General features: G+C 66.7%; 20 protein-coding genes and 1 pseudogene. 14 read left to right on the top strand and 7 right to left on the bottom strand.

Features of this window, described 5'->3' with window-relative positions:
* The 10 genes and pseudogenes from PO768_RS13910 to PO768_RS13865 all read left to right on the top strand — a co-directional run.
* A partial coding sequence (locus tag PO768_RS13910) for a response regulator transcription factor (RefSeq protein ID WP_272646528.1) occupies window positions 1-270 on the top strand: 270 nt, incomplete at its 5' end.
* A 189-nt stretch (window positions 271-459) separates the two neighbouring features.
* Window positions 460-633: pseudogene (locus PO768_RS13905) on the top strand (MurR/RpiR family transcriptional regulator); the annotation flags it as partial.
* 361 nt (window positions 634-994) lie between these two features.
* Window positions 995-1,525 (top strand): MurR/RpiR family transcriptional regulator, encoded by a 531-nt coding sequence (locus PO768_RS13900; RefSeq protein WP_272646531.1) that lies wholly within the window; start codon window positions 995-997, stop codon window positions 1,523-1,525.
* Between the two features lie 11 nt (window positions 1,526-1,536).
* The gene (locus tag PO768_RS13895) at window positions 1,537-2,496 is read left to right on the top strand and encodes an isoaspartyl peptidase/L-asparaginase family protein (protein WP_272646530.1); all 960 of its coding nucleotides are present in this window, start codon (window positions 1,537-1,539) and stop codon (window positions 2,494-2,496) included.
* Between the two features lie 24 nt (window positions 2,497-2,520).
* Window positions 2,521-4,413 carry a dipeptide ABC transporter ATP-binding protein gene (locus PO768_RS13890; protein WP_272646527.1) on the top strand — a complete coding sequence of 631 codons (1,893 nt, stop codon included), beginning with the start codon at window positions 2,521-2,523 and terminating at the stop codon, window positions 4,411-4,413.
* Between the two features lie 65 nt (window positions 4,414-4,478).
* Window positions 4,479-6,014, top strand: coding sequence for a glutathione ABC transporter substrate-binding protein GsiB (gene gsiB / locus PO768_RS13885; protein ID WP_272646529.1), 1,536 nt, complete (start codon window positions 4,479-4,481; stop codon window positions 6,012-6,014).
* 80 nt (window positions 6,015-6,094) lie between these two features.
* Window positions 6,095-7,015: a glutathione ABC transporter permease GsiC gene (gene gsiC, locus PO768_RS13880; protein ID WP_137941145.1), complete on the top strand. Its 921-nt coding sequence runs from the start codon at window positions 6,095-6,097 to the stop codon at window positions 7,013-7,015.
* Window position 7,016: 1 nt separating this feature from the next.
* The gene (gene gsiD / locus PO768_RS13875) at window positions 7,017-7,907 is read left to right on the top strand and encodes a glutathione ABC transporter permease GsiD (RefSeq protein WP_272646526.1); all 891 of its coding nucleotides are present in this window, start codon (window positions 7,017-7,019) and stop codon (window positions 7,905-7,907) included.
* A gap of 1 nt (window position 7,908) precedes the next feature.
* Entirely contained in the window at window positions 7,909-8,928 is a 1,020-nt protein-coding gene (locus tag PO768_RS13870; protein WP_272646525.1) for a DmpA family aminopeptidase, read from the top strand.
* Complete coding sequence (locus PO768_RS13865) at window positions 8,925-9,746, top strand: M55 family metallopeptidase (RefSeq protein ID WP_272646524.1); 822 nt, start codon at window positions 8,925-8,927, stop codon at window positions 9,744-9,746. Before PO768_RS13870 ends, PO768_RS13865 begins: the two co-directional genes overlap by 4 nt.
* A gap of 7 nt (window positions 9,747-9,753) precedes the next feature.
* On the opposite strand, the gene PO768_RS13860 is transcribed toward PO768_RS13865, so the two are convergent.
* Window positions 9,754-10,056: a helix-turn-helix domain-containing protein gene (locus tag PO768_RS13860; protein WP_272646523.1), complete on the bottom strand. Its 303-nt coding sequence runs from the start codon at window positions 10,054-10,056 to the stop codon at window positions 9,754-9,756.
* A 10-nt stretch (window positions 10,057-10,066) separates the two neighbouring features.
* Entirely contained in the window at window positions 10,067-10,459 is a 393-nt protein-coding gene (locus PO768_RS13855) for a type II toxin-antitoxin system RelE/ParE family toxin (protein WP_272646522.1), read from the bottom strand.
* A 204-nt stretch (window positions 10,460-10,663) separates the two neighbouring features.
* Between PO768_RS13855 and PO768_RS13850 the strand changes: the two genes are divergently transcribed.
* The gene (locus PO768_RS13850; RefSeq protein ID WP_272646521.1) at window positions 10,664-12,538 is read left to right on the top strand and encodes a hypothetical protein; all 1,875 of its coding nucleotides are present in this window, start codon (window positions 10,664-10,666) and stop codon (window positions 12,536-12,538) included.
* 21 nt (window positions 12,539-12,559) lie between these two features.
* Here the strand turns inward: PO768_RS13850 and PO768_RS13845 are convergent, their stop codons facing one another.
* Window positions 12,560-16,129 (bottom strand): indolepyruvate ferredoxin oxidoreductase family protein, encoded by a 3,570-nt coding sequence (locus PO768_RS13845; RefSeq protein WP_272646520.1) that lies wholly within the window; start codon window positions 16,127-16,129, stop codon window positions 12,560-12,562.
* A 133-nt stretch (window positions 16,130-16,262) separates the two neighbouring features.
* Between PO768_RS13845 and PO768_RS13840 the strand changes: the two genes are divergently transcribed.
* Complete coding sequence (locus PO768_RS13840) at window positions 16,263-16,733, top strand: Lrp/AsnC family transcriptional regulator (RefSeq protein WP_137941140.1); 471 nt, start codon at window positions 16,263-16,265, stop codon at window positions 16,731-16,733.
* Between the two features lie 41 nt (window positions 16,734-16,774).
* Here the strand turns inward: PO768_RS13840 and purH are convergent, their stop codons facing one another.
* From purH to PO768_RS13820, 4 genes are all read right to left on the bottom strand, one after another.
* A complete protein-coding gene (purH, locus tag PO768_RS13835) occupies window positions 16,775-18,355 on the bottom strand; it encodes a bifunctional phosphoribosylaminoimidazolecarboxamide formyltransferase/IMP cyclohydrolase (protein ID WP_272646519.1) in 1,581 nt (526 codons plus the stop codon).
* A 21-nt stretch (window positions 18,356-18,376) separates the two neighbouring features.
* Entirely contained in the window at window positions 18,377-18,610 is a 234-nt protein-coding gene (locus PO768_RS13830) for a Fis family transcriptional regulator (RefSeq protein WP_137941139.1), read from the bottom strand.
* A complete protein-coding gene (dusB, locus tag PO768_RS13825) occupies window positions 18,607-19,647 on the bottom strand; it encodes a tRNA dihydrouridine synthase DusB (protein ID WP_272646518.1) in 1,041 nt (346 codons plus the stop codon). The genes PO768_RS13830 and dusB overlap by 4 nt, the downstream gene beginning before the upstream one ends.
* A gap of 84 nt (window positions 19,648-19,731) precedes the next feature.
* Window positions 19,732-20,571 carry a substrate-binding periplasmic protein gene (locus PO768_RS13820; protein ID WP_272646517.1) on the bottom strand — a complete coding sequence of 280 codons (840 nt, stop codon included), beginning with the start codon at window positions 20,569-20,571 and terminating at the stop codon, window positions 19,732-19,734.
* 189 nt (window positions 20,572-20,760) lie between these two features.
* Here PO768_RS13820 and PO768_RS13815 point away from each other — a divergent pair, with 189 nt between their 5' ends.
* Entirely contained in the window at window positions 20,761-21,243 is a 483-nt protein-coding gene (locus PO768_RS13815; protein WP_137941137.1) for a YqaA family protein, read from the top strand.
* Between the two features lie 55 nt (window positions 21,244-21,298).
* A complete protein-coding gene (locus PO768_RS13810) occupies window positions 21,299-22,789 on the top strand; it encodes a carboxypeptidase M32 (RefSeq protein ID WP_272646516.1) in 1,491 nt (496 codons plus the stop codon).
* Window positions 22,790-22,865 lie beyond the last annotated feature (76 nt).

Raw genomic sequence — 22,865 nt, 5'->3', positions numbered from 1 at the left:
GTGGCCGGCGCGATGGTGCGGGCGCTGACCCAGCCGCGCGGCGCGGCCGGGTCGGTGGCGGCCGGCGGGCTCAGCGAGCGCGAGGCCGAGGTGCTGAGCCTGGTGGCAGACGGACTCAGCAATGCCCAGATCGCCGCGCGGCTGGCGCTGGCCGAGAAGACGGTGAAGAACCATGTCTCCAATCTGCTGGCCAAGCTGCAGCTGGAGGACCGCACCCAGGCCGCTGTCTATGCCTGGCGTGAAGGCCTGAAGGGCCCGCCACGCGGCTGAGAGGGCATCGCCGGCCCCCGTGGTTATCAGTGGAAACCCCAACCCACATGGCTGTCATCGCTTTGTGATTGATCAAATAATGTCGCTATGATCTGAAAATTGAAAATCCTTGATCAAATTCAGATCAGGGTCAGATTGATCAATCCCGGCCGTTCCGATGGCCAACCCACCCGGACGTTCGGCAGGCAGATGGCGACAACCGTCCCCGGCAATCCCTCGATGGCCCAGCGCAGTGCGCGGGCGATGCCGTCGCTGACGCGTTCGCATCAGCAGGTGGCCGAGTACGTGCTGGCCCATCCGCTGAAGGTCGCGACGATGCCCATCGACGAGCTGGCCGAGACCGTCGGCGTGTCGGTGGCCACCGCGAACCGTTTCGCGCGGGCACTGGCCTTCGAGGGCTATCCGCAGTTCCGGGCCGCGCTGGTGCTGGGCTTCGAGACCGCGCTGGCGCCGGTCGAGAAGCTGCGCAGCAGGCTGGAGAGCCCGGCCACCGTGGCCGATGTGTTCGACAGCGCGCTGGTCGATATGGCCGGCAATATCGAGGCCACACGGGCGGCCCTCGATGTGCAGAGCTGCACCCAGGCGGTCGATGCGATCCTGAAGGCGCGCCGCATCGCCATCGTCGGCTACGGCGCCAGCAGTTGGCTGGGCGGCCTGCTGCAGCGCAGCCTGGAGCTGTACTGCGACAACGTGCAGCTGCTGGCCAGCATCGAGAGCTCGTCCTATGNTGAAGGCGCGCCGCATCGCCATCGTCGGCTACGGCGCCAGCAGTTGGCTGGGCGGCCTGCTGCAGCGCAGCCTGGAGCTGTACTGCGACAACGTGCAGCTGCTGGCCAGCATCGAGAGCTCGTCCTATGCGGCGCGCCGGCTGGGCCGGCTGACGAGCGAGGACCTGGTGATCGCGATCAGCTTCCCGCGCTATTTTTCCGACACCGTGATGCTGGCCGGCCGGGTCCGCGCCGCTGGTGTGCCGCTGCTGGCGCTGACCGACAGCCCGGCCTCGCCGCTGGCGCCGCTGGCCTCGGTGGCCCTGTATGCCCAGACCCACAGCCAGTATTTCGCCAACTCCGAGGCCGGCGTGCTGGTGCTGATCGAGGCCTTGTGCAGCGCCGTCGCGCACAGCGCCAAGGGCTCGCTGCAGGCCGCCACCCAGCTGACCGAATCGGTGCTGCCCTGGCTGGAAGGCAGCCATGCAAGCAAGCTGCGCGCGACCGCCACCGCCCCCATCACGACAAAGAAGAAAGCCGCCAAGTGAGCACCGCATCCATGAGCCCGAAAGCCACCATCGCCATCCACGGCGGTGCCGGCACCCTGAGCCGCAGCAATATCAGTCCCGCACAAGAGGCGGCCTATCACGAGGCCCTGGCCACCATCCTGCGCGCCGGCCAGCAAGTGCTGGCCGAGGGCGGCACGGCGCTGGACGCGGTCAGTCTGGCGGTCGACCTGCTGGAAGATTGCCCGCTGTTCAACGCCGGCCACGGCGCGGTGTTCACCAGTGCCGAGACCCATGAGCTGGATGCCGCCGTGATGGATGGCGCCACGCTGAAAGCCGGCGCCATCGCCTGCGTCAGCCACATCAAGCGCCCGCTGCGCGCCGCCCGCGCGGTGATGGAGCACAGCGAGCATGTGCTGCTGGTCGGTGCCGGCGCCGAGGCCTTTGCCCAGGGCCTGGGCCTGGAGATGGTCAGCCCCGACTATTTCTCGACCGCCGCGCGCCGCGAGCAGTTGCACCGCGCGCAGGCCAGTTCGGTGACCGTGCTGGATCATGACGGTGCTGCGGACAGCGCGGCGCCGCTGGACGAGAGCCGCAAGTTCGGCACTGTCGGCGCCGTCGCCCTCGATGTGCACGGCAATCTGGCCGCCGCCACCTCGACCGGCGGCATGACCAACAAGCGGCCCGGCCGCGTCGGCGATTCGCCACTGATCGGCGCCGGCACCTATGCCGACAACCGCATGGCCGCCGTGTCTTGCACTGGCACCGGCGAGATGTTCATCCGCGCCGCTACCGCCTACGAGCTCTGCGCCCGCATGGCCTATGGCGGCCAGTCGCTGGAAGCAGCCGCGCAAGCCGCAGTGATGCAGTCGCTGTCGGCCATCGAAGGCCGTGGCGGCCTGATCGCCGTCGACGCCCAGGGCCATGTCAGCCTGCCTTTCAACACCGAGGGCATGTACCGCGGTCAGATGCGGGTCGGCGATGCCGAGCCGCAAACAGCGATCTTCCGCTGAACCTTCTCGAGTCAGTCTTCTGCTATGTCCACCTCCGTGCTCGAAGCCCCCGCCAAGTCCAGCGCCCTGATCCTGCCCGAGCAGCGCGTCGTCTCCGTCAACGACCTGTCGGTGCGCTTCTCGACCTCCGAGCGCACGGTGGATGCGGTCAAGAACCTCAGCTTCCATGTGGACCGCGGCGAGACCCTGGCCATCGTCGGCGAGTCGGGCTCGGGCAAGTCGGTCACCTCGCTGGCGCTGATGCGCCTGGTCGAGCATGGCGGTGGCCGCATCATCAACGGCAGCATGGCCTTCCGCCGCCGCAACGGTGAGATCCTGGATCTGGCGAGCGCGCGCGACGCGACGATGCGCAGCATCCGCGGCGCCGATATCGCGATGATCTTCCAGGAGCCGATGACCTCGCTGAACCCGGTGTTCACCGCCGGCGACCAGATCGCCGAGGCCATCCAGGAGCACCAGGGCAAGAGCGCCGCCGCCTCGCGCGCGGAGGCGCTGCGCATGCTGGAGCTGGTGCGCATTCCCGAGGCCCGCAATGTGCTGGACCGCTACCCGCACCAACTCTCTGGCGGCATGCGCCAGCGGGTGATGATCGCGATGGCGCTCTCCTGCAAGCCAGCGCTGCTGATCGCTGACGAGCCGACCACCGCGCTGGACGTGACCATCCAGGCGCAGATCCTGCAGCTGATCCGCGAGCTGCAGCAGGAAATGCAGATGGGCGTGGTCTTCATCACGCACGATATGGGTGTGGTGGCCGAGGTGGCCGATCGGGTGCTGGTGATGTACCGGGGCGACAAGGTCGAGGAGGGCGCCTCCGAGGCGCTGTTCGCCGCGCCGCAGCACCGCTACACCAAAGCCCTGCTGTCGGCCGTGCCGCGGCTGGGCGCGATGCAAGGGCTGGACCTGCCGCTGAAGTTCGAGCTCTTGCGCACCGATGACAGCGCGCCGGCCGAGCCGGCGCGGCCGCAGGACACGGTCAAGGCCGAGGCCGAGCCCATCCTGCGCGTCAAGAACCTCGTGACCCGCTTCGATATGCGCAGCGGCCTGATGAGCCGCGTGACCCGCCGTGTCCATGCGGTCGAGCAGGTCAGCTTCGAGCTGCGCCCCGGCGAGACCCTGGCCCTGGTCGGCGAGTCGGGCTGCGGCAAGTCGACCACCGGCCGCTCGCTGCTGCGCCTGGTCGAGAGCCAGAGCGGCGCGATCGAGTTCGGCGGCCAGAACATCCGCGAGCTGCCGACCGCCGCGTTGCAAACCCTGCGCCGCAATATCCAGTTCATCTTCCAGGATCCGTTCGCCTCGCTGGACCCGCGCGTCACGGTCGGCTTTTCGATCATGGAACCGCTGCTGGTGCACAAGATCGCCTCGGGCGCCGAGGCCCAGGCCCGGGTCGACTGGCTGATGCAGAAGGTCGGGCTGACGCCCGAGCAGGCGCAGCGCTACCCGCACGAGTTCTCCGGCGGCCAGCGCCAGCGCATCGCGATCGCGCGCGCGCTGGCGCTGAACCCCAAGGTCGTGATTGCCGACGAGGCGGTGTCGGCGCTGGACGTGTCCATCCAGGCGCAGATCGTCAATCTGATGCTGGATCTGCAGCGCGAGCTGGGCATCGCCTTCCTCTTCATCTCGCATGACATGGCCGTGGTCGAGCGGGTCAGTCACCGGGTCGCGGTGATGTATCTGGGCCAGATCGTCGAGATCGGGCCGCGCCGCGCGATCTTCGAGAACCCGCAGCATCCCTATACCCGCAAGCTGATGGCCGCCGTGCCGGTGGCCGACCCGACGCGGCGCAGCCGCAGCCGCGAGCTGCTCAGCGGCGAGATCCCCAGCCCGGTGCGCCAGGTCGGCGACGAGCCGGTGGTGGCGCCGCTGGTCGAGGTCTCGCCCGGCCATTTCGTCGCACGCCACAGCGTCGGCGTGTACTGAATCGAATCGACTTTCCTTCCCCTCTACCCCACAGGAGTCTTGCCTTGATGACGAATATCTCCCGTATGAGCGCGCTCGGCCGCTGCTTCCTCGCCGCCGGCCTGTTGAGCGCCGGCGCCTCGGCCCTGGCCGCCAAGGATGTGGTGCTGGCCATCGGCGGCCAGCCCGAGACCCTGGACCCCTACCAGACCAACACCACGCTGACCACGGCGGTCACCAAGTCCTTCTACCAAGGCCTGTTCGAATTCGACAAGGACCTGAAGGTGCGCAATGTGCTGGCGCTGAGCCACACCGTCTCCAAGGACGGTCTGGTCTATGAGTTCAAGCTGCGCCCCGGTGTCAAGTTCCACGACGACAGCGACTTCAATGCCGAGGCGGTCAAGATCACCTTGGACCGGGTGATGAACCCGGAAAACAAGCTGGCCCGCTTCAACCAGTTCAACCGCATCGATAAGGTCGAGGCCACCGGCCCGCTCACCGTGCGCATCACCCTGAAGGAGCCCTTCGGCCCCTTCATCAACTCGCTGGCCCATGCTTCGGCCGCGATGATCTCGCCCACCGCGCTGAAGAAGTACGGCAACAAGGACATTGCCTTCAACCCGGTCGGCACCGGCCCCTTTGTCTTTGTCGAGTGGAAGCAGACCGACTTCGTCAAGGGCAAGAAGTTCGACGCCTACTGGAACAAGGGCTATCCGAAGGTGGACAGCATCACCTGGAAGCCGGTGCTGGAGAACAATACCCGCGCCGCGATGCTGCAGACCGGCGAAGCCGACTTCGCCTCGCCGCTGCCCTACGAGCAGGCCGCCGCGCTGGAAAAGAACGCCAAGCTGAAGGTGACGACGGCGCCGTCCATCATCACCCGCTACCTCAGCTTCAATATGCTGCAAAAGCCCTTCGACAATTTGAAGGTGCGCCAGGCCATCAACTACGCGATCAACAAGGAAGCGCTGGCCAAGGTCGCGTTCAACGGCTATGCGGTGCCGGCCGAGGGCTATGTGCCCAATGGCGTGCTGTACGCCCACAAGATGGCCCCCTGGCCCTATGACCCGAAGAAGGCCCGCGAACTGCTGAAGGAAGCCGGCTATCCGAACGGTTTCGAGTCGGTGATCTGGAGCGCCTACACGACCACCACCGCGCAGAAGACCATCCAGTTCCTGCAGCAGCAGCTGGCCCAGGTCGGCATCAAGGTGCAGGTCCAGGCGCTGGAGCCCGGCCAGCGCGTCGAATGGGTGCAGAACGCGCCGGACCCGAAGACCGCCAAGGTGCGCATGTATTACGCCGGCTGGTCCTCGTCGACCGGCGAGGCCGACTGGGCCCTGCGTCCGCTGCTGTCCACCGAAGCCTGGCCGCCGAAGCTGAACAACGCCTCCTACTACAGCAGCCCAGTGGTGGACGATGCGATCGCCAAGGCGCTGAAGTCGGTGGACGATGGCGAGAAGGCCCAGTTCTATCGCACCGCCCAGGAACAGCTGATGAAGGACGCGCCGTGGGCGCCCCTGGTCACCGAGAAGAACCTGTACGCGACGGCCAAGCGCCTGTCCGGCATCTTCGTGATGCCTGACGGCAATATCAACTCGACCGAGATCGCGGTCTCCGAGTAAATCTCCGAGTAATGGTCGTGCCCGCCCGCGCCCCTCGTCCGAGGCGGCGCGGGCCTTCTCTCTGACTGGCCTTTGCCATCATGCTGAACTATTTCTTGAAACGGCTGCTGGGGCTGATCCCCACCTTGCTGATCGTCGCGGTGCTGGTCTTCCTGTTCGTGCACATGCTGCCCGGCGACCCGGCGCGGCTGGCGGCCGGCCAGGATGCCGACGAGCAGACCGTGGCCCTGGTGCGCCAGGAGCTGGGCCTGGACAAGCCGCTGCACGAGCAGTTCGTCAGCTACTTCGGCCATATGCTGACCGGCGAGTTCGGCACCTCGATGCGCACGCGCCGCCCGGTCGCCACCGAGATCGCCGAGCGCTTCATGCCGACGCTGCTGCTGACCGTCAGCAGCATGGCCTGGGCCGTCATCTTCGGCATGACCATAGGCATCGTCTCGGCCGTCTATCGCAACCAGTGGCCCGACCGGCTGGGCATGACCATCGCGGTCTCGGGCATCTCCTTCCCGGCCTTCGCCCTGGGCATGCTCTTGATGCAGATCTTCTCGGTCCAGCTGGGCTGGCTGCCGACGGTGGGCGCCGACAGCTGGAAGCACTACATCCTGCCCTCGCTGACCCTGGGCGCGGCGGTGGCGGCGGTGATGGCGCGCTTCACCCGCGCCTCCTTTGTCGAGGTGATCCAGGAAGACTTTGTACGCACCGCGCGGGCCAAGGGCCTGAACGAGCGCAAGGTCATCGCCAAGCATTGCCTGCGCAACGCGCTGATCCCGGTGGTCACGATGATGGGCCTGCAGTTCGGTTTTCTGCTGGGCGGCTCCATCGTCGTCGAGGCCGTCTTCAACTGGCCGGGCCTGGGCCGTCTGCTGGTCGACTCGGTGACGCAGCGCGACTACCCGGTGATCCAAACCCTGGTGCTGCTGTTCTCGCTGGAATTCATCCTGATCAATCTGATCGTGGATCTGCTCTATGGCTATATCAATCCGACCATCCGCTACAAGTGATATGAGCACCACGACCTCACCCCCCACTGTCAAGGCCGAGGGCGTGCGCACGCCCTGGACCGAGTTCTGGCGCAAGGTCCGCAAGCAGCATGTGGCGATGGCCGCGCTGTTCTTCGTCGCGCTCCTGATCCTGGTGGCGCTGTTCGCGCCCTGGATCGCGCCTTACGACGCCGAGAACTTCTTCGACTACGAGCGCCTCAACGAAGGCCCGTCGGCCGTGCACTGGCTGGGCGTCGACCCGCTGGGCCGCGACATCTTCAGCCGCATCCTGCTGGGCGCGCGCATCTCGCTGGCCACCGGCTTTCTGTCGGTCGCGATCGGCGGCCTGATCGGCACGGCCCTGGGCCTGCTCGCCGGCTATTACGAGGGCTGGTGGGACCGCATCGTGATGCGCATCTCGGACGTGCTGTTCGCCTTCCCCGGCATCCTGCTGGCGCTGGGCGTGGTCGCGATCCTGGGCAGCAGCATGATCAACGTCGTCGTCGCGGTCTCGGTGTTCAGCGTGCCGGCCTTTGCCCGCCTGGTGCGCGGTAACACCCTGGTGCTCAAGCAGATGACTTATGTCGAGGCTGTTCGCAGCATTGGCGCCAACGACTGGACCATCATCGTGCGCCACATCCTGCCGGGCACGATTTCGTCCATCGTCGTCTATTTCACGATGCGCCTGGGCACCTCCATCATCACCGCCGCCAGCCTTTCTTTCCTCGGCATGGGCGCGCAGCCGCCGACGCCGGAATGGGGCGCGATGCTCAACGAGGCGCGCGCCGACATGGTCAACGCACCGCATGTCGCGCTGTTCCCCAGCCTGGCGATCTTCCTGACCGTGCTGGCCTTCAATCTGCTGGGCGACGGCCTGCGCGACGCACTCGACCCGAAGATCGACCGCAAGTGATATGAAGCAAGCGCCCCGCATCGGCACGCTGCCGTCCGGCCCGCTGGACGCGATCAGCGATGTGGCCGGCGTCACGGTCGGCCATTGCACGCTGGACGACGGCGATCTGCAGACCGGGGTCACGGTCGTGCGCCCGCATCAGGGCGACCCCTTCCGAGAGCGGGTGCCGGCCGCAGCGGCAGTGATCAACGGCTTCGGCAAGAGCATCGGTCTGGTGCAAGTCGAGGAACTGGGCGTTCTGGAGACGCCGATTGCCTTGACCAATACCTTCTCGGTCGCCGCGCTGGCGCAGGCGCAGATCCGCGCCTGCATCGCTGCCAATCCCGAGACCGGCCGCCGCCTGCCCACCGTCAACCCGCTGGTGTTCGAGTGCAATGACGGCTACCTGAACGACATCCAGCGCCTGGCCATCACCGAGCCCCACTATCTGCAGGCGCTGGCCGCGGCCGACGCGAGCTTTGAACAGGGTTCGGTCGGTGCCGGCCGTGGCATGTCGTGCTTCGGCTTGAAGGGCGGCATCGGCAGTGCGTCGCGGCGCGCCGGTCCCTACACCGTCGGCGCCCTGGTGCTTGCCAACTACGGCCGGCCCGAGCAGCTGACCGTGGCCGGCCAGTTGCTCGGCGACCTGCAGGCCGGCGCCGAGAGCCAGACGGATAGCGGCCCCGAGAAGGGCTCCATCATCATGCTGCTGGCCACCGATGCGCCGCTCGATGCGCGCCAGCTGCGCCGGCTGGCCTTGCGCGCCGGCGCCGGCCTGGCGCGCACGGGTTCGGTGTTCGGCCATGGCAGCGGCGACATCGCGCTGGCCTTCTCGACCGCCTATACCCTGCCGCAGGATCCGCTGCGGCCCATGCCCGCCGTGGCCCTGCTGCATGACGCGCGCCTGGACGAGTTGTTCCAGGCGGCCGCCGACAGTACCGAGCAAGCCATCCTGCATGCGCTGTTCCGCGCCCAGGCCGTCACCGGCCGCGCCGGCCACCACCGTGCGGCCCTGTCCGATCTGCTGAAGACCCGTTCATGAAAAAGATCCTGATCTCCACCGACATCGAGGGCGTCGCCGGCGTCTTCCATCCCGAGCAGACCCGCGCCGGCAACCCCGAGTACGAGCGCGCCCGCCGCCTGATGACGGACGAGGCCAATGCCGCCATCGCCGGCGCCTTCGAGGCCGGCGCCACCGAGGTGCTGGTCAACGATTCGCACGGCGGCTTTCGCAATCTGCTGCCCGATCTGCTGGATGCGCGTGCGCAGGCGGTGCTGGGCAAGCCCCGCTATCTGAGCATGGTGGCCGGCGTCGAGGAGGCGGGGGTCACGGCCGTCTGCATGATCGGCTATCACGGCCGCGCGCAGGGACCGGGCGTGCTGGCCCACACGATCAACAGCTTCGCCTTCGCCCGTGTGTTCTTCAACGAGCAAGAGCTCGGCGAGATGGGCATCTATGGCGCGCTGGCCGGCGAGTACGGCGTGCCGGTCGCGATGGCCAGCGGCGATGATGTCTTCATCGCCGAGCACCGCGCGCTATTCCCCGACACGGTCTTCGTGCAGACCAAGCGTGCCCACGGCTTCAGCACGGGCGTCAGCCTGTCGCCCAGCGCGGCCTGCGCGGCGATACGCGAGGGCGTCAAGAGCGCGCTGGCGCAGCCCAAGGCCAAGCCCTTCGTGATCAGCGGCCCCGTCACGGTGCGCCTGCAGACCCAGAGCACGGCGCTGGCCGATCTGTTCTGCCAATGGCCGACGCTGCGCCGCCTGGGCGGCGACGAGCTGGCCTTCGAGGCCCCGACCGTCGAGGCTGCGGTACGCATGCTCAACAGCCTGTCGGCGATGTCGAGCATGTTGCGCTGAGCGCGTCTCAGGCAATCAGCGCTTCAACCCCCTTGGTTTCGACCAGCTGAAGCAGCTTGGCCGCCGCACCGCTGGGATGCTTGTTCGCGGCCGGTGACTCCCACTTCTGGACGGTGGAGACGCTGACGTTCAGAAAGGATGCGAATACGGCCTGGCTCATCTTGGCGATGCCGGTCCTGATCGAGACGACGCGCTCGGGCGTGTACTCGGGCGGCTCTTCGCAGAGCCCCCGGATCTTCGCCATATTCGGCTTGGACATGAGGCCGTAGCCGTTCAGGTCCTCCGCCGTTTCCAGCAGCTCCTGCAGCATGCGGGCTTCTTCACTGTTCTTCCTGGGCATTGCAAATCTCCTTCAGCTTGCCATCGGCGGCCAGCATGTCCAGTTGTTCAGCTTGCAAACGATGCAGATCCTCGGCGATGGCCTGAGCGGCCGCGACCACTACATCCGGGAAGTCCGGTCCGGGCGCGCTTTTCTCCCTGCCGACAAGAAACACGATGGCCTGCGGGTGCTGCTTCGCGACCAGCGTGCGCGTCGAACCACTCTTGCCCTGGCCGGGGATGGCGATGCGCTTCTTGCAGACGCCATGACCCAGATCCGCCTCATAGCGACCTTGCTCTATGTCCCGGGCCGCCGAGCAGAGCAGCGAGTCTGAAATCACCTTCTTGGCCCAGTGGTCAAAAGACTTTGTCTTGAACACTCTCTTGCGGGACATGATGGCGATAAGTATAGCAATTGGTGCTATGGTTTTGGGGCGCGCTTCACAGCGCCGCCGGGCTCTTCTCCCGCTCTGGCGGCCTTTTGGCCGCAACGATCCGCACCCGAGGTCATTCGCAGATCGGGCGTCCTGTTGCGCGATCAGCCTTCGACCCCTTCGATAGAATCGGCGGCCATAACGAGGTGTCAGGGAGAGAAGAAGATGAACAACCGTATCGGGACGGTATCGGCCGGGCTTGCCTGCGCGGCCGTGGTGATGGCTTGCGGCGGTGGTGGCGGTGGCGGTGGCGAAGCCGGGCCAAAGCCGGCCGCACGCTTGGAGATCGGGTCGGCGACCTCTGAAGCGGTGACCTTGGTCCCCAGTGGCGCCGTGCAGACGCAGTGGCTGACGCTGCGCAACAGCGGGACCGCCGCCGCGCGTCAGGTCTTGCTGGCCGTCGAGGCCGGCAGCCATGTATTGCATTTGCCGCTGAGTTGCGAGGGGGCGCCCTCGCCCTGTGCCGTGCGTCCGGATGGCAGCCTGGAGATCGCTGAGCTGGCACCGGGGGCCAGTCTGCGTGTGCAGCAGCGCTTGCGGATCGCGCCGGGCTTCAGCGGGCGGGTCAGCAACAACTGGTCGATGCGCGCCACGGCGGATACGGGCGGCGGCAGCTGGCGTCAGGAGCTGCAGGCCTATGCGGCGGACCTGAGTGTGGCCGTCAAGGCGCCGGTAGTTTCCGTCGAAGCTGGGGCCGAGGTATTGAGCTATGAGCTGACACTCAGCAATGACGGGCCGGAAGAGGCGCGCAATATCGAGTGGCAGCAGATGGCCGCTTCGGGCATGAGCTGGCTGGGTGCCAGCTGCAGCGCCAGTGCAGGTGCCCAGTGTCCGACCCAGGTGGGCGAGCGCATCAAGCTGGAGCGGCTGCCCAAGGGGGCCAGGCTCACGCTGGTGGCGCGCTACCGGCCGCGCCAAATCGACCGAGAAGAGACCAATTTCCTCAGCAGTGAGGTGTTTGCGCCGGGGGAAATGTCCCCGGCCAACAACCGTGCCGAGCATCGACAGGCCAACGTCAACAGCGAAGAAGGGCGCTACGTGGTCTTCGGGTTGGACGGTGAGCAGTATCGACTCGCGTATTCGTTTTGGGGCGCGCGAAGCCTGCGATTCACCAATGATCGGATCGACCGGCGCGTCAACATCATGGTGGATGTGACGGGTCACTTGTGGTTGCGCGAGCGCGATGAAGTCGGTGTAAATCCAACGCAAGCAGGCAGCCTGTTTCCGGGTAGTGGCCTTCTCGCAGGCGCGCTTGATCTGGGAACGGGCCGCCGGCCTTTTCTGGGGGGCCGCCACTTTGTGAGCCAGATGGCGGAACTGGAGGGGCGGGTCTACAACCTGCTGGGCTCGAAAGCGGACAAGCAGGGGCAGCCGCTGGACGCCTTTGCCTGGACCGCCCAGTTCAGGAACGGCGCCATGGAGGTTTGCGCCAGCGCCGTGCCGACTGCGGTCGCGCAATGCCCTGAGGCCCTGCTGCGGCGTTGGGATGTCGCCATCGTCGGTGAGGAGTTGGAACTGGTGGATCGAGGCGGTGAGGTCCGCCGCCTGCATTCTGCCCTTACACCGTCCGGCCCGGTGCTGATACTGTCTCAGCGCAACGCCGCCGATGGGAGCAGCGAGTTCTGGCTGGGCATGCCCGCAGTGGAAGAGTCCGACGACACTGACTACGGATCAGGCCTTGCCTTCGCAGCAGAAACAACATTTGGCAATGCGTCGGGCTTGGCTGTGCCAGATTTCCCCGAGTTCCGCTCGGTCGGTGCTCCGGAGGCGAATGTCATTGAGGCGGGCTCGGCAGTGGATTTACCGAACTCCTACTTTCTGTTCATCCACAAATACGGCGATTGGTGCCGCTTGCACGATGGCCAGTTCAAGCGCACAAGCGTCCCGGCCCTGCGGGCGGGGACGGTGGCGGCGGCCAATCAGGGCGCATCCTGCTGGGGCGGGCCGAGCTATCACATCCGGACCAAAGAGCTGCGGGTCCTCCTCGGGAGCAAGGACGGCGCCTTGATGGGGCGCTGGTTCTTTGCCCCGGAGGGCTGACACGTCTCTTGACGGAGTGCGTCAAAGTTCTGCGACGCTCTTGACCCGCTCGGCCGCCTTGACGATCTGCACCGGTGCCTCGGCCACCCGGCCGTGAAAGCGGTCCAGCAGCTCCGTCTGCTGGGCCCGCACCGTCACGACATTGGCCAGCGTGACAAGGCCGTAGCCGCGGATGGATTCCGGCAGCCGGGCCAGCTTGACGGCCAGCTCCAGGTTCTCGGCACTGAGCGTGGCCAGCAGCTCATCGATCAAGGCCTCGTAGTCGCTGATCAGCTGACGCTCCAGGCGGCGCTCTTCGGTCTTGCCGAAGAGGTCCAGCGGCGTGCCGCGCAGGCTCTTGAGCTTGGCCATCACCTTCAAGGCCTTGAAGGTCCATGAGCCCAGCTCGACCTTCTTGGCCCTTCCGTCGGGGCCAGGTCTTGACAGCAGCGGCGGCGCCATATGGAAAGACAGGCGTTCCCAGTTGTCGAACTGGGCGCGCATGCTGGCTTCGAACTTGCCGTCGGTGTAGAGGCGGGCCACCTCCCACTCGTCCTTGATCGCCAGCAGCTTGGCGTAGTAGCGGGCGACGGCCTTGGTCAAACGCTCGGCCTTGCCGGCGTCACCCAGCAGGGCTTCGGCCGCGCGGACCTTGTTGACCAGGGCCAGATAGCGCTGCGCATAGGCGGCATCCTGATAGGCCGTCAGATGGGCGACGCGGCGCGCGATCAGACCCTCGGGGCCATCGAGCTTGTCCTGGCCCAAGAGCAGCTGCACCGGCTGCGCCTTGTCGCCGCCCAGGCGCTTGATCGCGTCCGGCGCGGCGATGGCAAGCCGGCCGAGCGCGAAGGCGGTCTTGTTGCCTTCGACCGCGACACCGTTCAGCTCGATCGCGCGCATCAGCGCCGCTTCGCTGAGTGGGATCAGGCCGCGCTGATAACAGGCGCCCAGCATGATGATGTTGCTGGGCATGGTGTCGCCCATCAACTGCTGTGCAATAGCCTGCGCGTCGATGGTCGATAGGAGCGCGTCATCAGCAACGGCATACCGCATCTTGGCGAGTAAGGACTCGCCCTGCAGATTCGCGTCGGGGTTGCGCACAAAGGCTGCGGTCGGCAACTCATGCGTGTTGGCCAGGATCACCGTGCGGCCGGGCTTGACGGTGCCCAGCGCATCGGGGCTGGCGCCGACCACCATATCGCAGGCCAAGAGCACATCGGCCTGCTGGGTGTCGATGCGGACCTGGTTCAGCAGGTCCTGGGTCGGCGCCAGGCGCACGAAGCTCAGCACCGAGCCGCCCTTTTGCGCGAAACCCATGAAGTCCAGCACCGAGGCCTGCTTACCTTCCAGATGCGCCGCCATGCTGACCAGCGCCCCGACCGTGACGACGCCGGTGCCGCCGACGCCGGTGACCAGCAGGTCGAAGGGCCCGGTCCAGTCCCAGGCGGCCGGCGCGCCGATGGCCGCGATCTCGCGGGCCAGGTCTTGCGCCGTGTATCCAGCGCCGACCTTCTTCTTCAGCTGCGCGCCATGCACCGAGACAAAGCTGGGGCAAAAGCCGTTGACGCAGGAGAAATCCTTGTTGCAGCTGCTTTGCTCGATCGCGCGCTTGCGGCCGAAGTCGGTCTCGACCGGCACGACCGACAGGCAGTTCGAGGCCTGGCCGCAGTCGCCGCAGCCCTCGCAAACCTGCTCGTTGATGAAGATGCGCTTCGGCGGATCGGGGAATTCCTTCTTCTTGCGGCGGCGGCGCTTCTCGGCGGCACAGGTCTGGTCGTAGATCAGCACGGTGACGCCCTCTATGTCTCGAAGCTCGCGCTGGACCTTGTCCATCTCGCTGCGATCAAAGAAGCTGGTGCCTGCCGGGAACAGCCCGTGATGACCCTCGTATTTGCCGATCTCGTCGGAGACGACGACCAGGCGCTTGACGCCCTCGGCCTCGACCTGGCGCGCGATCTGCGGCACGCTGGTCTGGCCGTCGACCGGCTGGCCGCCGGTCATCGCGACCGCATCGTTGTAGAGGATCTTGTAGGTGATATTGGTTTTCGCGGCGATGGCCTGGCGGATCGCCAGATAGCCGGAGTGATAGTAGGTGCCATCGCCGAGGTTCTGGAACACATGCTTCTCGGTCGTGAAGCGCGAGGCCGCCGCCCAGTCCACGCCCTCGGCGCCCATCTGTATCAGGCCCGAGGTGCCGCGCTCCATCCAGCTGGCCATGAAGTGGCAGCCGATGCCGGCGAGAGCCCTGGAGCCTTCTGGCAGTTTGGTGCTGGTGTTGTGCGGGCAGCCGGAGCAGAAGTAGGGCTGGCGCCGCACGCCGTCGGCCGCATTGCTGAGCAGGCAGGGGGTCAGGAAATCGACCACCAGATGGCGGCGGTCCAGCGCCGGGTTCAAGCGCGCCAGCCACTCGGCGACGGTGCTCATGATGCGCGAGGGCCGCAGCTCGCCGAGGCTGGAGAGCACGGCCGCGCCATGCTCGTCGGTCTTGCCGATCACATGGGGGCGTTGCGCGTCGGGCAGGTGGTAGAGCAGTTCCTTGATCTGGCGCTCGACCACCGGGGCCTTTTCCTCGATCACCAGCATATCGGTCAGCCCTTGGGCGAACTCGGCCATGCGCGTGGTCTCCAGCGGGTAGACCAGGCCCACCTTGTAGACCCGCACGCCGGCCGCGGCCAGCGCATTCGGGTCCAGGTCCAGGCGGCGCAGAACCTCCATGAAGTCGTAGTGGGCCTTGCCCACCGTGACGATGCCCAGTGTCGCGCTGGGGCTGGCGACGATGTGCTTGTCGATGGAGTTCAGCTTGCTGAAGGCGCGCACTGCGGCCAGCTTGTGCTCCAGGCGCGACTCCAGCTCCAGCGAGGGCAGGTCGACGCTGCGGATGTGCAGGTTCGTCGCCGGCTGGTGATCGACGGGCAGCTCGAAGTCCAGCGGCACGCTGTCCAGATCGACGGTCATGCCGGACTCGACCACCTCGGAGATGGCCTTGAAGCCGACCCAGGCGCCGGAGAAGCGGGAGAGCGCCCAGCCGTAGAGGCCGAACTCCAGGTACTCGGCCACATTGGCCGGATGCACCAGGGGCATACTCCAGGCCTGCAAGGCCAGATCGCTCTGATGTGGCGTCGACGAAGACACGCAGCCATGGTCGTCGCCGCAGACCACCAGCACGCCGCCCTGGCTGGAGCTGCCGTAGACATTGCCATGCTTGAGCGCGTCGCCGGAGCGGTCAACACCTGGCCCCTTGCCGTACCACATCGCGAACACGCCATCGACCGTGCGCTTGGGGTCCAGCGCGACGCGTTGCACGCCCAGGCAGGCGGTGGCGGCCAGGTCTTCGTTGATCGCGGGCAGGAAGTTGACCTGCGCGGCATCAAGGAATTTCTTGGCCTTCCAGAGCTGCTGGTCCACCATGCCCAGCGGGCTGCCGCGGTAGCCGGAGACGAAGCCGGCCGTCTTCAGCCCGGCACGCTCGTCCAGCGCCTTTTGCGCCAGCAGCAGCCGTACCAGGGCCTGGGTGCCGGTCATGAAGACCTGGCCGCTTCTGGCGCCGAGGTTGTCGGAGAGCTTGTAGTCGCGCAGCGCCGGTGATGGCGCAATGAGGTCGGTGCTGGGCATGGTCTCTGTCTCCTGGCGGCTCTGGTACTTTGAGGCTTGGGGGGAGATTCTTGGTCAGCGGCCCAAGTGTTTGTTCCTCTCTTTGCTACTGTCAAGCCGGCCAATGAGAGAATTCAACTCAAAGGTGGCTGAAATGGAAATTGAACGTTTCGATCGGGCGACAAAGCAGATTCTCGAGGCGCTGCAGGCCGATGGCCGGCAGAGCACCCAGCAGCTGGCGGAGAAAGTCGGGCTGTCGGCCACGCCCGTGTGGCGGCGGGTCAAGGAGCTGGAAGACAGCGGCGTGATACGCCGCCATGTGGCCCTGGTGGACCGCGAGAAGCTCGGGCTCAATATCTGCGTGCTGGCCAATGTCAGCCTGGTGCGGCACAGCGAGGGCGCGGTCGAGAACTTCGAGCGCCTGGTGCGCGCCAGCCGCGAGATCATCGAATGCCACGGCATCACCGGCGAGGCCGACTATGTGATCAAGGTCGTGGTGCCGGACATGAAGGCCTACGACCAGTTCCTGCAGTCGCAGATCTTCAAGGTGCCCGGGGTGGCCAGCGTGCGCAGCAATGTGGTGCTGCGCGAGGTCAAGTACGAGACGGCCTTGCCGGTGGATTGACCCACCCCCGAAGCGCACAGCGCCTGGGGGGGGGTTGTCCGTCAGTGCCGGAAGTGACGCACGCCGGTGAACACCATCGCAACGCCGCGCTCATTGGCGGCGGCGATCACTTCCTCGTCGCGCATGCTGCCGCCCGGCTGGATCACGCAGGAGGCGCCGGCATCGGCCAGCACATCGAGGCCGTCGCGGAAGGGGAAGAAGGCGTCGCTGGCGACCACCGAGCCCTTCAGCGACAGGCCGGCGTTCTCGGCCTTGATCGCGGCGATGCGGGCGCTGTCGATGCGGCTCATCTGGCCGGCGCCGACGCCCAGCGTCATGCCGCCGGCACAGAACACGATGGCATTGCTCTTGACGTACTGGCCCACGGTCCAGGCGAACATCAGGTCATCGAGCTGCTGGGCCGTCGGCTGCAGGGTCGTGACGACCTTCAGATCGGTCTTCTGCAGGAAATGGTTGTCGGCGCTCTGGATCAGGATGCCGGAGCCGACCCGCTTGCTGTCCATCGCATTGCGGCCTTGCTGCCAGGGCGTCGCGCCGCCAGCGGGCAGCGCGATCTGCAGCAGGCGCACATTGGCCTTGGGCGCGAAGATCGCCAGCGCTTCCTCGGTGAAGCCGGGCGCCATCAGCACCTCGACGAACTGCTTGACGACCAGTTCGGCCGCCGCCTTGTCGACCACCTGGTTGAAGGCAATGATGCCGCCGAAGGCGCTGGTCGGGTCGGTCTTGAAAGCCTTGGCATAGGCCTCGGCGGCCGTGGCCGCGACGGCCACGCCGCAGGGGTTGGCATGCTTGACGATCACGCAGGCGGGCAGCTCAAAGCTCTTCACGCATTCCCAGGCCGCATCGGCGTCGGCGATATTGTTGTAGCTGAGTTCCTTGCCCTGCAGCTGCTTGCCCGTCACCAGCGAGCCGGGGGCGGGATGCAGATCGCGGTACAGCGCGGCGCTCTGGTGCGAGTTCTCGCCATAGCGCAGGTCCTGCACCTTGACGAAGCTGCTGTTCATCTGGGCCGGGAAGGCCGAGAGCCTGCCGTCCTCGGCCAGCGCGCTCAGATGGTTGCTGATCGCGGCGTCGTACTGGGCAATGCGGTTGAAGGCGGCCACCGAGCAGGCAAAGCGGGTCTTGTCGCTGGTCTTGCCCTCGGCCTTGAGCTCGGCCAGCACGCCCGCATACTGCGAGGCGTCGGTCAGCACCGTGACGTCCTTCCAGTTCTTGGCCGCGCTGCGCACCATGGCCGGGCCGCCGATGTCGATGTTCTCGATCGCGTCTTCCAGCGTGCAGCCGGGCTTGGCGACCGTGGCCTCGAACGGGTAGAGGTTGACGGCCAGGATGTCGATGGTGTCAATGCCGTGGGCCTGAATCGCGGCGACATGTTCGGGCAGGTCGCGGCGCGCCAGCAGGCCGCCGTGGATCTTCGGGTGCAGGGTCTTGACGCGGCCGTCCAGCATCTCGGGGAAGCCGGTGTGCTCGGCCACCTCGGTGACGGGCAGGCCGGCCTCGGCCAGCAGTTTGGCGGTGCCGCCGGTGGACAGCAGCTTGACGTTCAAGGCGTGCAGCGCTTGGGCGAATTCCAGGATGCCGGTCTTGTCGGACACCGAGATCAGGGCGGTCAGATGGGTCATGGTGAGGCTCGGGAGGGGAAATTAGAGGAGCTTGTGCTCGGTCAGCTTGCGGCGCAGCGTGTTGCGGTTGATGCCCAGCCATTCGGCGGCCTTGCTCTGGTTGCCGTCGGCCTGTTTCATCACGACGTCCAGCAGCGGCTTCTCGACCAGGCCGATCAGCATCTCGTACATCGAGTGCGGGGTCTCGCCGTCCAGATCGCGGAAATAGACTTCCAGGTTCTCGCGCACGCAGGCGTCAATCGGTTTCGGGGTCATGCCTGCAGCCTCAGTTCTTGTTCGTCGTTGGCGGCCGCGAGCACGGGCAGCCTGTCATGGCGGGTGGCGAGCTCGCCCAGCCAGTCGCCGAGGGCGCTGACCTGGGCTTCGCAGCTCTCCAGGAGATTCATTTCTTGGCGGAACGCTTCGCCGCCGGGCAGGCCGCGCAGGGCCCAACCGATGTGCTTGCGCGCGGTGCGCATGCCGGTCAGCTCGCCGTAAAGACTGTAGTGGTCCTGCAGATGCTCCAGCAGCCAGTCGCGGGCCTGCAGTACCTCGGGCGCCGGCAGCTCCTCGCCAGTGGCCAGGTAGTGGGCGATCTCGCGGAAGATCCAGGGCCGGCCCTGGGCCGCGCGGCCGATCATCAGCGCGTCGGCACCGGTGTAGGCCAGCACCTGCTTGGCCTTTTGCGGCGAGTCGATATCGCCGTTGGCGACCACCGGGATGCGCAGGGCGGCCTTGACGGCGGCAATCGTGTCGTACTCGGCCAGGCCCTTGTAGCCCTGCTCGCGGGTGCGGCCGTGCACGGTCACCATCGCGACGCCGGCGCTCTCGGCGGCGCGGGCGATGCTCAAGGCATTGCGCTCGCTGGCGCACCAGCCGGTGCGCATCTTCAAGGTCACCGGCACGCCCTGCGGCGCCGCAGCGGCCACCACCGCGCTGATGATCTGGAGCGCCAGCGCCTCGTCCTGCATCAGCGCCGAGCCGGCCCATTTGTTGCAGACCTTCTTGGCCGGGCAGCCCATATTGATGTCGATGATCTGGGCGCCGCGATCGATGTTGTAGGCCGTGGCCTCGGCCATCATCGCCGCATCGGTGCCGGCGATCTGCACCGCGATCGGCGCGGCCTCGCCCTCATGATTGGCGCGGCGCGAGGTCTTCAGGCTGTTCCACAAATCCTTGCGCGAGGTCACCATCTCGCTGACCGCATAGCCCGCGCCGAGGCGGCGGCAGAGCTGGCGAAAAGGCCGGTCGGTGACGCCTGCCATCGGCGCGACGAACAGCTTGTTCGGCAAGGCGTAAGGGCCGATGTGCATAAAGGATGAGGGAGGGTTCTGCTCAAAAATGAGGCAGAAGTATACCTCCGCCGCCCTTGCCATGACCGCCCAGCGCGACCGGAGCTACTGATTCTGGCGCCGCCAGAGCTGGATATTCTTCTCGACCAGGGCATTCATCACACCCTGGCGGGCTAGCTTGTACATCGCGCGCGCAATCCGCCCGCGCATCTCGCCGCTATTGCAGGCAGAGCGATGCGACAGGGTCAGGTAGAGGTTCTCGTTGGCCACCGCCGGCGTCAGCGCCTTCATGTCGGCGATATTCATCTTGGCCAGATAGGCGGCGGCCGGGGCGTCCTCGTATACCAAGTAGTCGGCCCGCGAGCGCTGCAGCATCTGGATGGCCTGCTCAAGGCTGGCCACCTGGCTGATCTTCAGGCTCTCCTTGGCGTAGCGGTCGAACTCCTCGCCGAAGCTGTTGTTAATCACGGTCACGCCCTGCAGCGCGGCCAGATCGCTCCAGCGCCGGTAGTTCAGCCGGCTGGCCTCGCGGGTCCAGACCACCGAGCGGGTCTCGCGGAAGGCCGGGTAGAAATAGTCCATGTACTCGGTGCGCGGCAGCGTGAAGAAAGCGCCGGCGATCAGATCTATGCGCCCGGCCCGCGACTCTTCCTGCACCCGGCCCCAGGGGCCGATATAGCGCACCTCGATGGGCAGGCCCAACTCCTTGCCCAGCATCTGCATCAGCTCGGTGTTGGCGCCGATCAGGCGCGACTCATCCTCCGGGTCGCGCCAGAGATAGGGCGGGTATTGCGGATTCCCGGAGGCCAGCAGCTGCTTGCAGCTCTCGTTAGCATTGACCTCGCGCGGGCTGAACAAGGCCGTCACAAGGGCAAGCAGCAGCATCGACATCCGCCGGTGGCGGGTATCGAATGCACGCGGCAGGGTGGAGAACTTGGCCTTCATCGATCCTCGACAACATGATCCGCTGCGCTGCCCGCATCGGCGGGCGGGTCGGGTCTTGTCGACCTTTCTATCACAGACGCGCGGACGGCATCCCTGCCGCGAGTCTGCAATGGCCGCCACTATCCCGCAAGCCGACGATTACCCCCGTTTGTATGCATCGGTGCGCTGGGCGCCCTGGATAATCGCTGCATGGAAATCTGGATGCAAGAGCTGATGGCCGCCTTGCTGGCGGCGCTGGCCCTGCCCAAGGTCGGCCTGTCGGCGATCTTCATCATCGCGCTGGTGTCGGCCACCCTGCTGCCTATGGGCTCGGAGCCGGCGGTGTTCGGCCTGGTCAAGCTTAACCCCGAGATGTTCTGGCCGGCCGTGCTGGTGGCCACCGCCGGCAACACCGTCGGCGGCGCGATCAGCTGGTGGATGGGCTTTGGGGCCGAGCGGCTTTACGAACGGGCCGCGCACCACCCGCCGGCGCGAGCCCGCGCGCTGCAATGGCTGGAACGCTTTGGCGCCAAGGCCTGCCTGCTGAGCTGGCTGCCCCTGGTCGGCGACCCGCTGTGCGCGGTGGCCGGCTGGCTGCGGTTGCCGTTCTGGCCCTGCCTGTTCTATATGGCGATCGGCAAGTTCGGCCGCTACTTCGTCATGACGGCGGCCCTGCTCTGGGTGTTTCCCTGACAATGCCTGCGGCGCCCACCGGCACCGCCTTGACCCACCAGCCCCATCCGACATCATGAGCACCACCACCGCCTACGACGATCTGCGCCAGCGCCACCAGCGCCTGCACCACCTGGCCCATCTGCAAGCCATCGCCTCCTGGGACCAGTCGGCCAATATGCCGGCCAAGGGCAATGAGGCGCGCTCGCTGGCGCTGGCCGAGATGGGCGGGCTGATGCACCAGCTGGCCACCGAACCGGCGCTCAAGAGCCTGCTGGACGCGGCGGCCAGCGAGCCGCTGGACGAGCTGCAGCGCGCCAATCTGCGCGAGATGTGGCGTGCCTGGATGAGCTCGAACGCCTTGCCCCAGTCCCTGGTCGAGGCCAAGAGCCTGGCGATCTCGCGCTGCGAGCATGCCTGGCGCAGCCAGCGTCCGGCCAATGACTGGGCCGGCTATCTGGAGAATCTGCGTGAGGTCGTGCGCCTGGCCCGCCAGGAAGCGCAGTTGCTGGCCGACAGCAGCGGCCTGGGTCGCTATGACGCCTTGATGGACCAGTACGAGCCGGGCATGCGTGCGGCCGAGGTGGACCGCGTGTTCGGCGAGCTGCGCCAGTGGCTGCCGGGCCTGATACGCGCGGTGCAGGCCAAGCAGGCCGGCGAGACGGTGCTGCAGCCCGAGGGGCCATTCCCGACCGCGGCCCAGCGCGCGCTGGGCCAGGATGCGATGCGGCTGATGGGCTTTGACTTCGAGGCCGGCCGGCTCGACGAGAGCGCCCATCCCTTCTGCGGCGGTGTGCCCGAGGATGTGCGCATGACCACGCGCTACCGCGAGGACAGCTTTCTGCCCAGCCTGACCGGCACCATCCACGAGACCGGCCATGGCCGCTACGAGCAGAACCTGCCGCGTGAGTGGCTGGGCCAGCCGGTGGCGCGGGCGCGCTCGATGGGCTTGCATGAAAGCCAGAGCCTGTCCTTCGAGATGCAGCTGGGCAGCCATCCGGCTTTCGCCGGCCTCCTGAGCCCGCTGGTCAGCCGCCATCTGGGCGAGCAGCCGGCCTTCGCGCCGCAGAACCTGAACCGTCTGCTGACGCGGGTCGCGCCGGGCTATATCCGCGTCGATGCCGACGAGGTCACCTATCCGGCCCACATCATCCTGCGCTACGAGATCGAGCGCGCGCTGATCGAGGGGCAGATCGAGTGCGAGGACATCCCGGCGCTGTGGGACGCCAAGATGATGGAACTGCTGGGCCTGGACACGCGCGGCAACTACCGCAACGGGCCGATGCAGGATGTGCACTGGGGCGCCGGCCTGTTCGGCTACTTCCCCTGCTACACGCTGGGCGCGATGTATGCGGCGCAATGGTTCGCGACCATGCGCCGCGCCATGCCCGAGCTCGACACCCGCATCGCTGCCGGCGACCTGGTCCCGGTGTTCGACTGGCTCAACACCCATATCTGGAGCCAGGGCAGCCGCTGGGAGACGCCCGAGCTGGTGCGGCGCGCCAGCGGCGAGACCCTGAACCCGGCCCATTTCAAGGCCCATCTGGAGTCGCGCTATCTGGGCTGAGGTCCGGGCTGAAACGAACAAGGGCGCCGAGGCGCCCTTGTTTTTGAGAAGGCGCCGTGGTCTCTACCCCGCAGCG

Origin of the sequence: Paucibacter sp. XJ19-41, from assembly GCF_028462495.1 — a bacterium.
In the GTDB taxonomy this organism is placed as follows: domain Bacteria; phylum Pseudomonadota; class Gammaproteobacteria; order Burkholderiales; family Burkholderiaceae_C; genus Roseateles_E.
The sequence above is the reverse complement of the archived record's forward strand: the minus strand, read 5'-3'. Positions and strand labels throughout refer to the sequence as shown.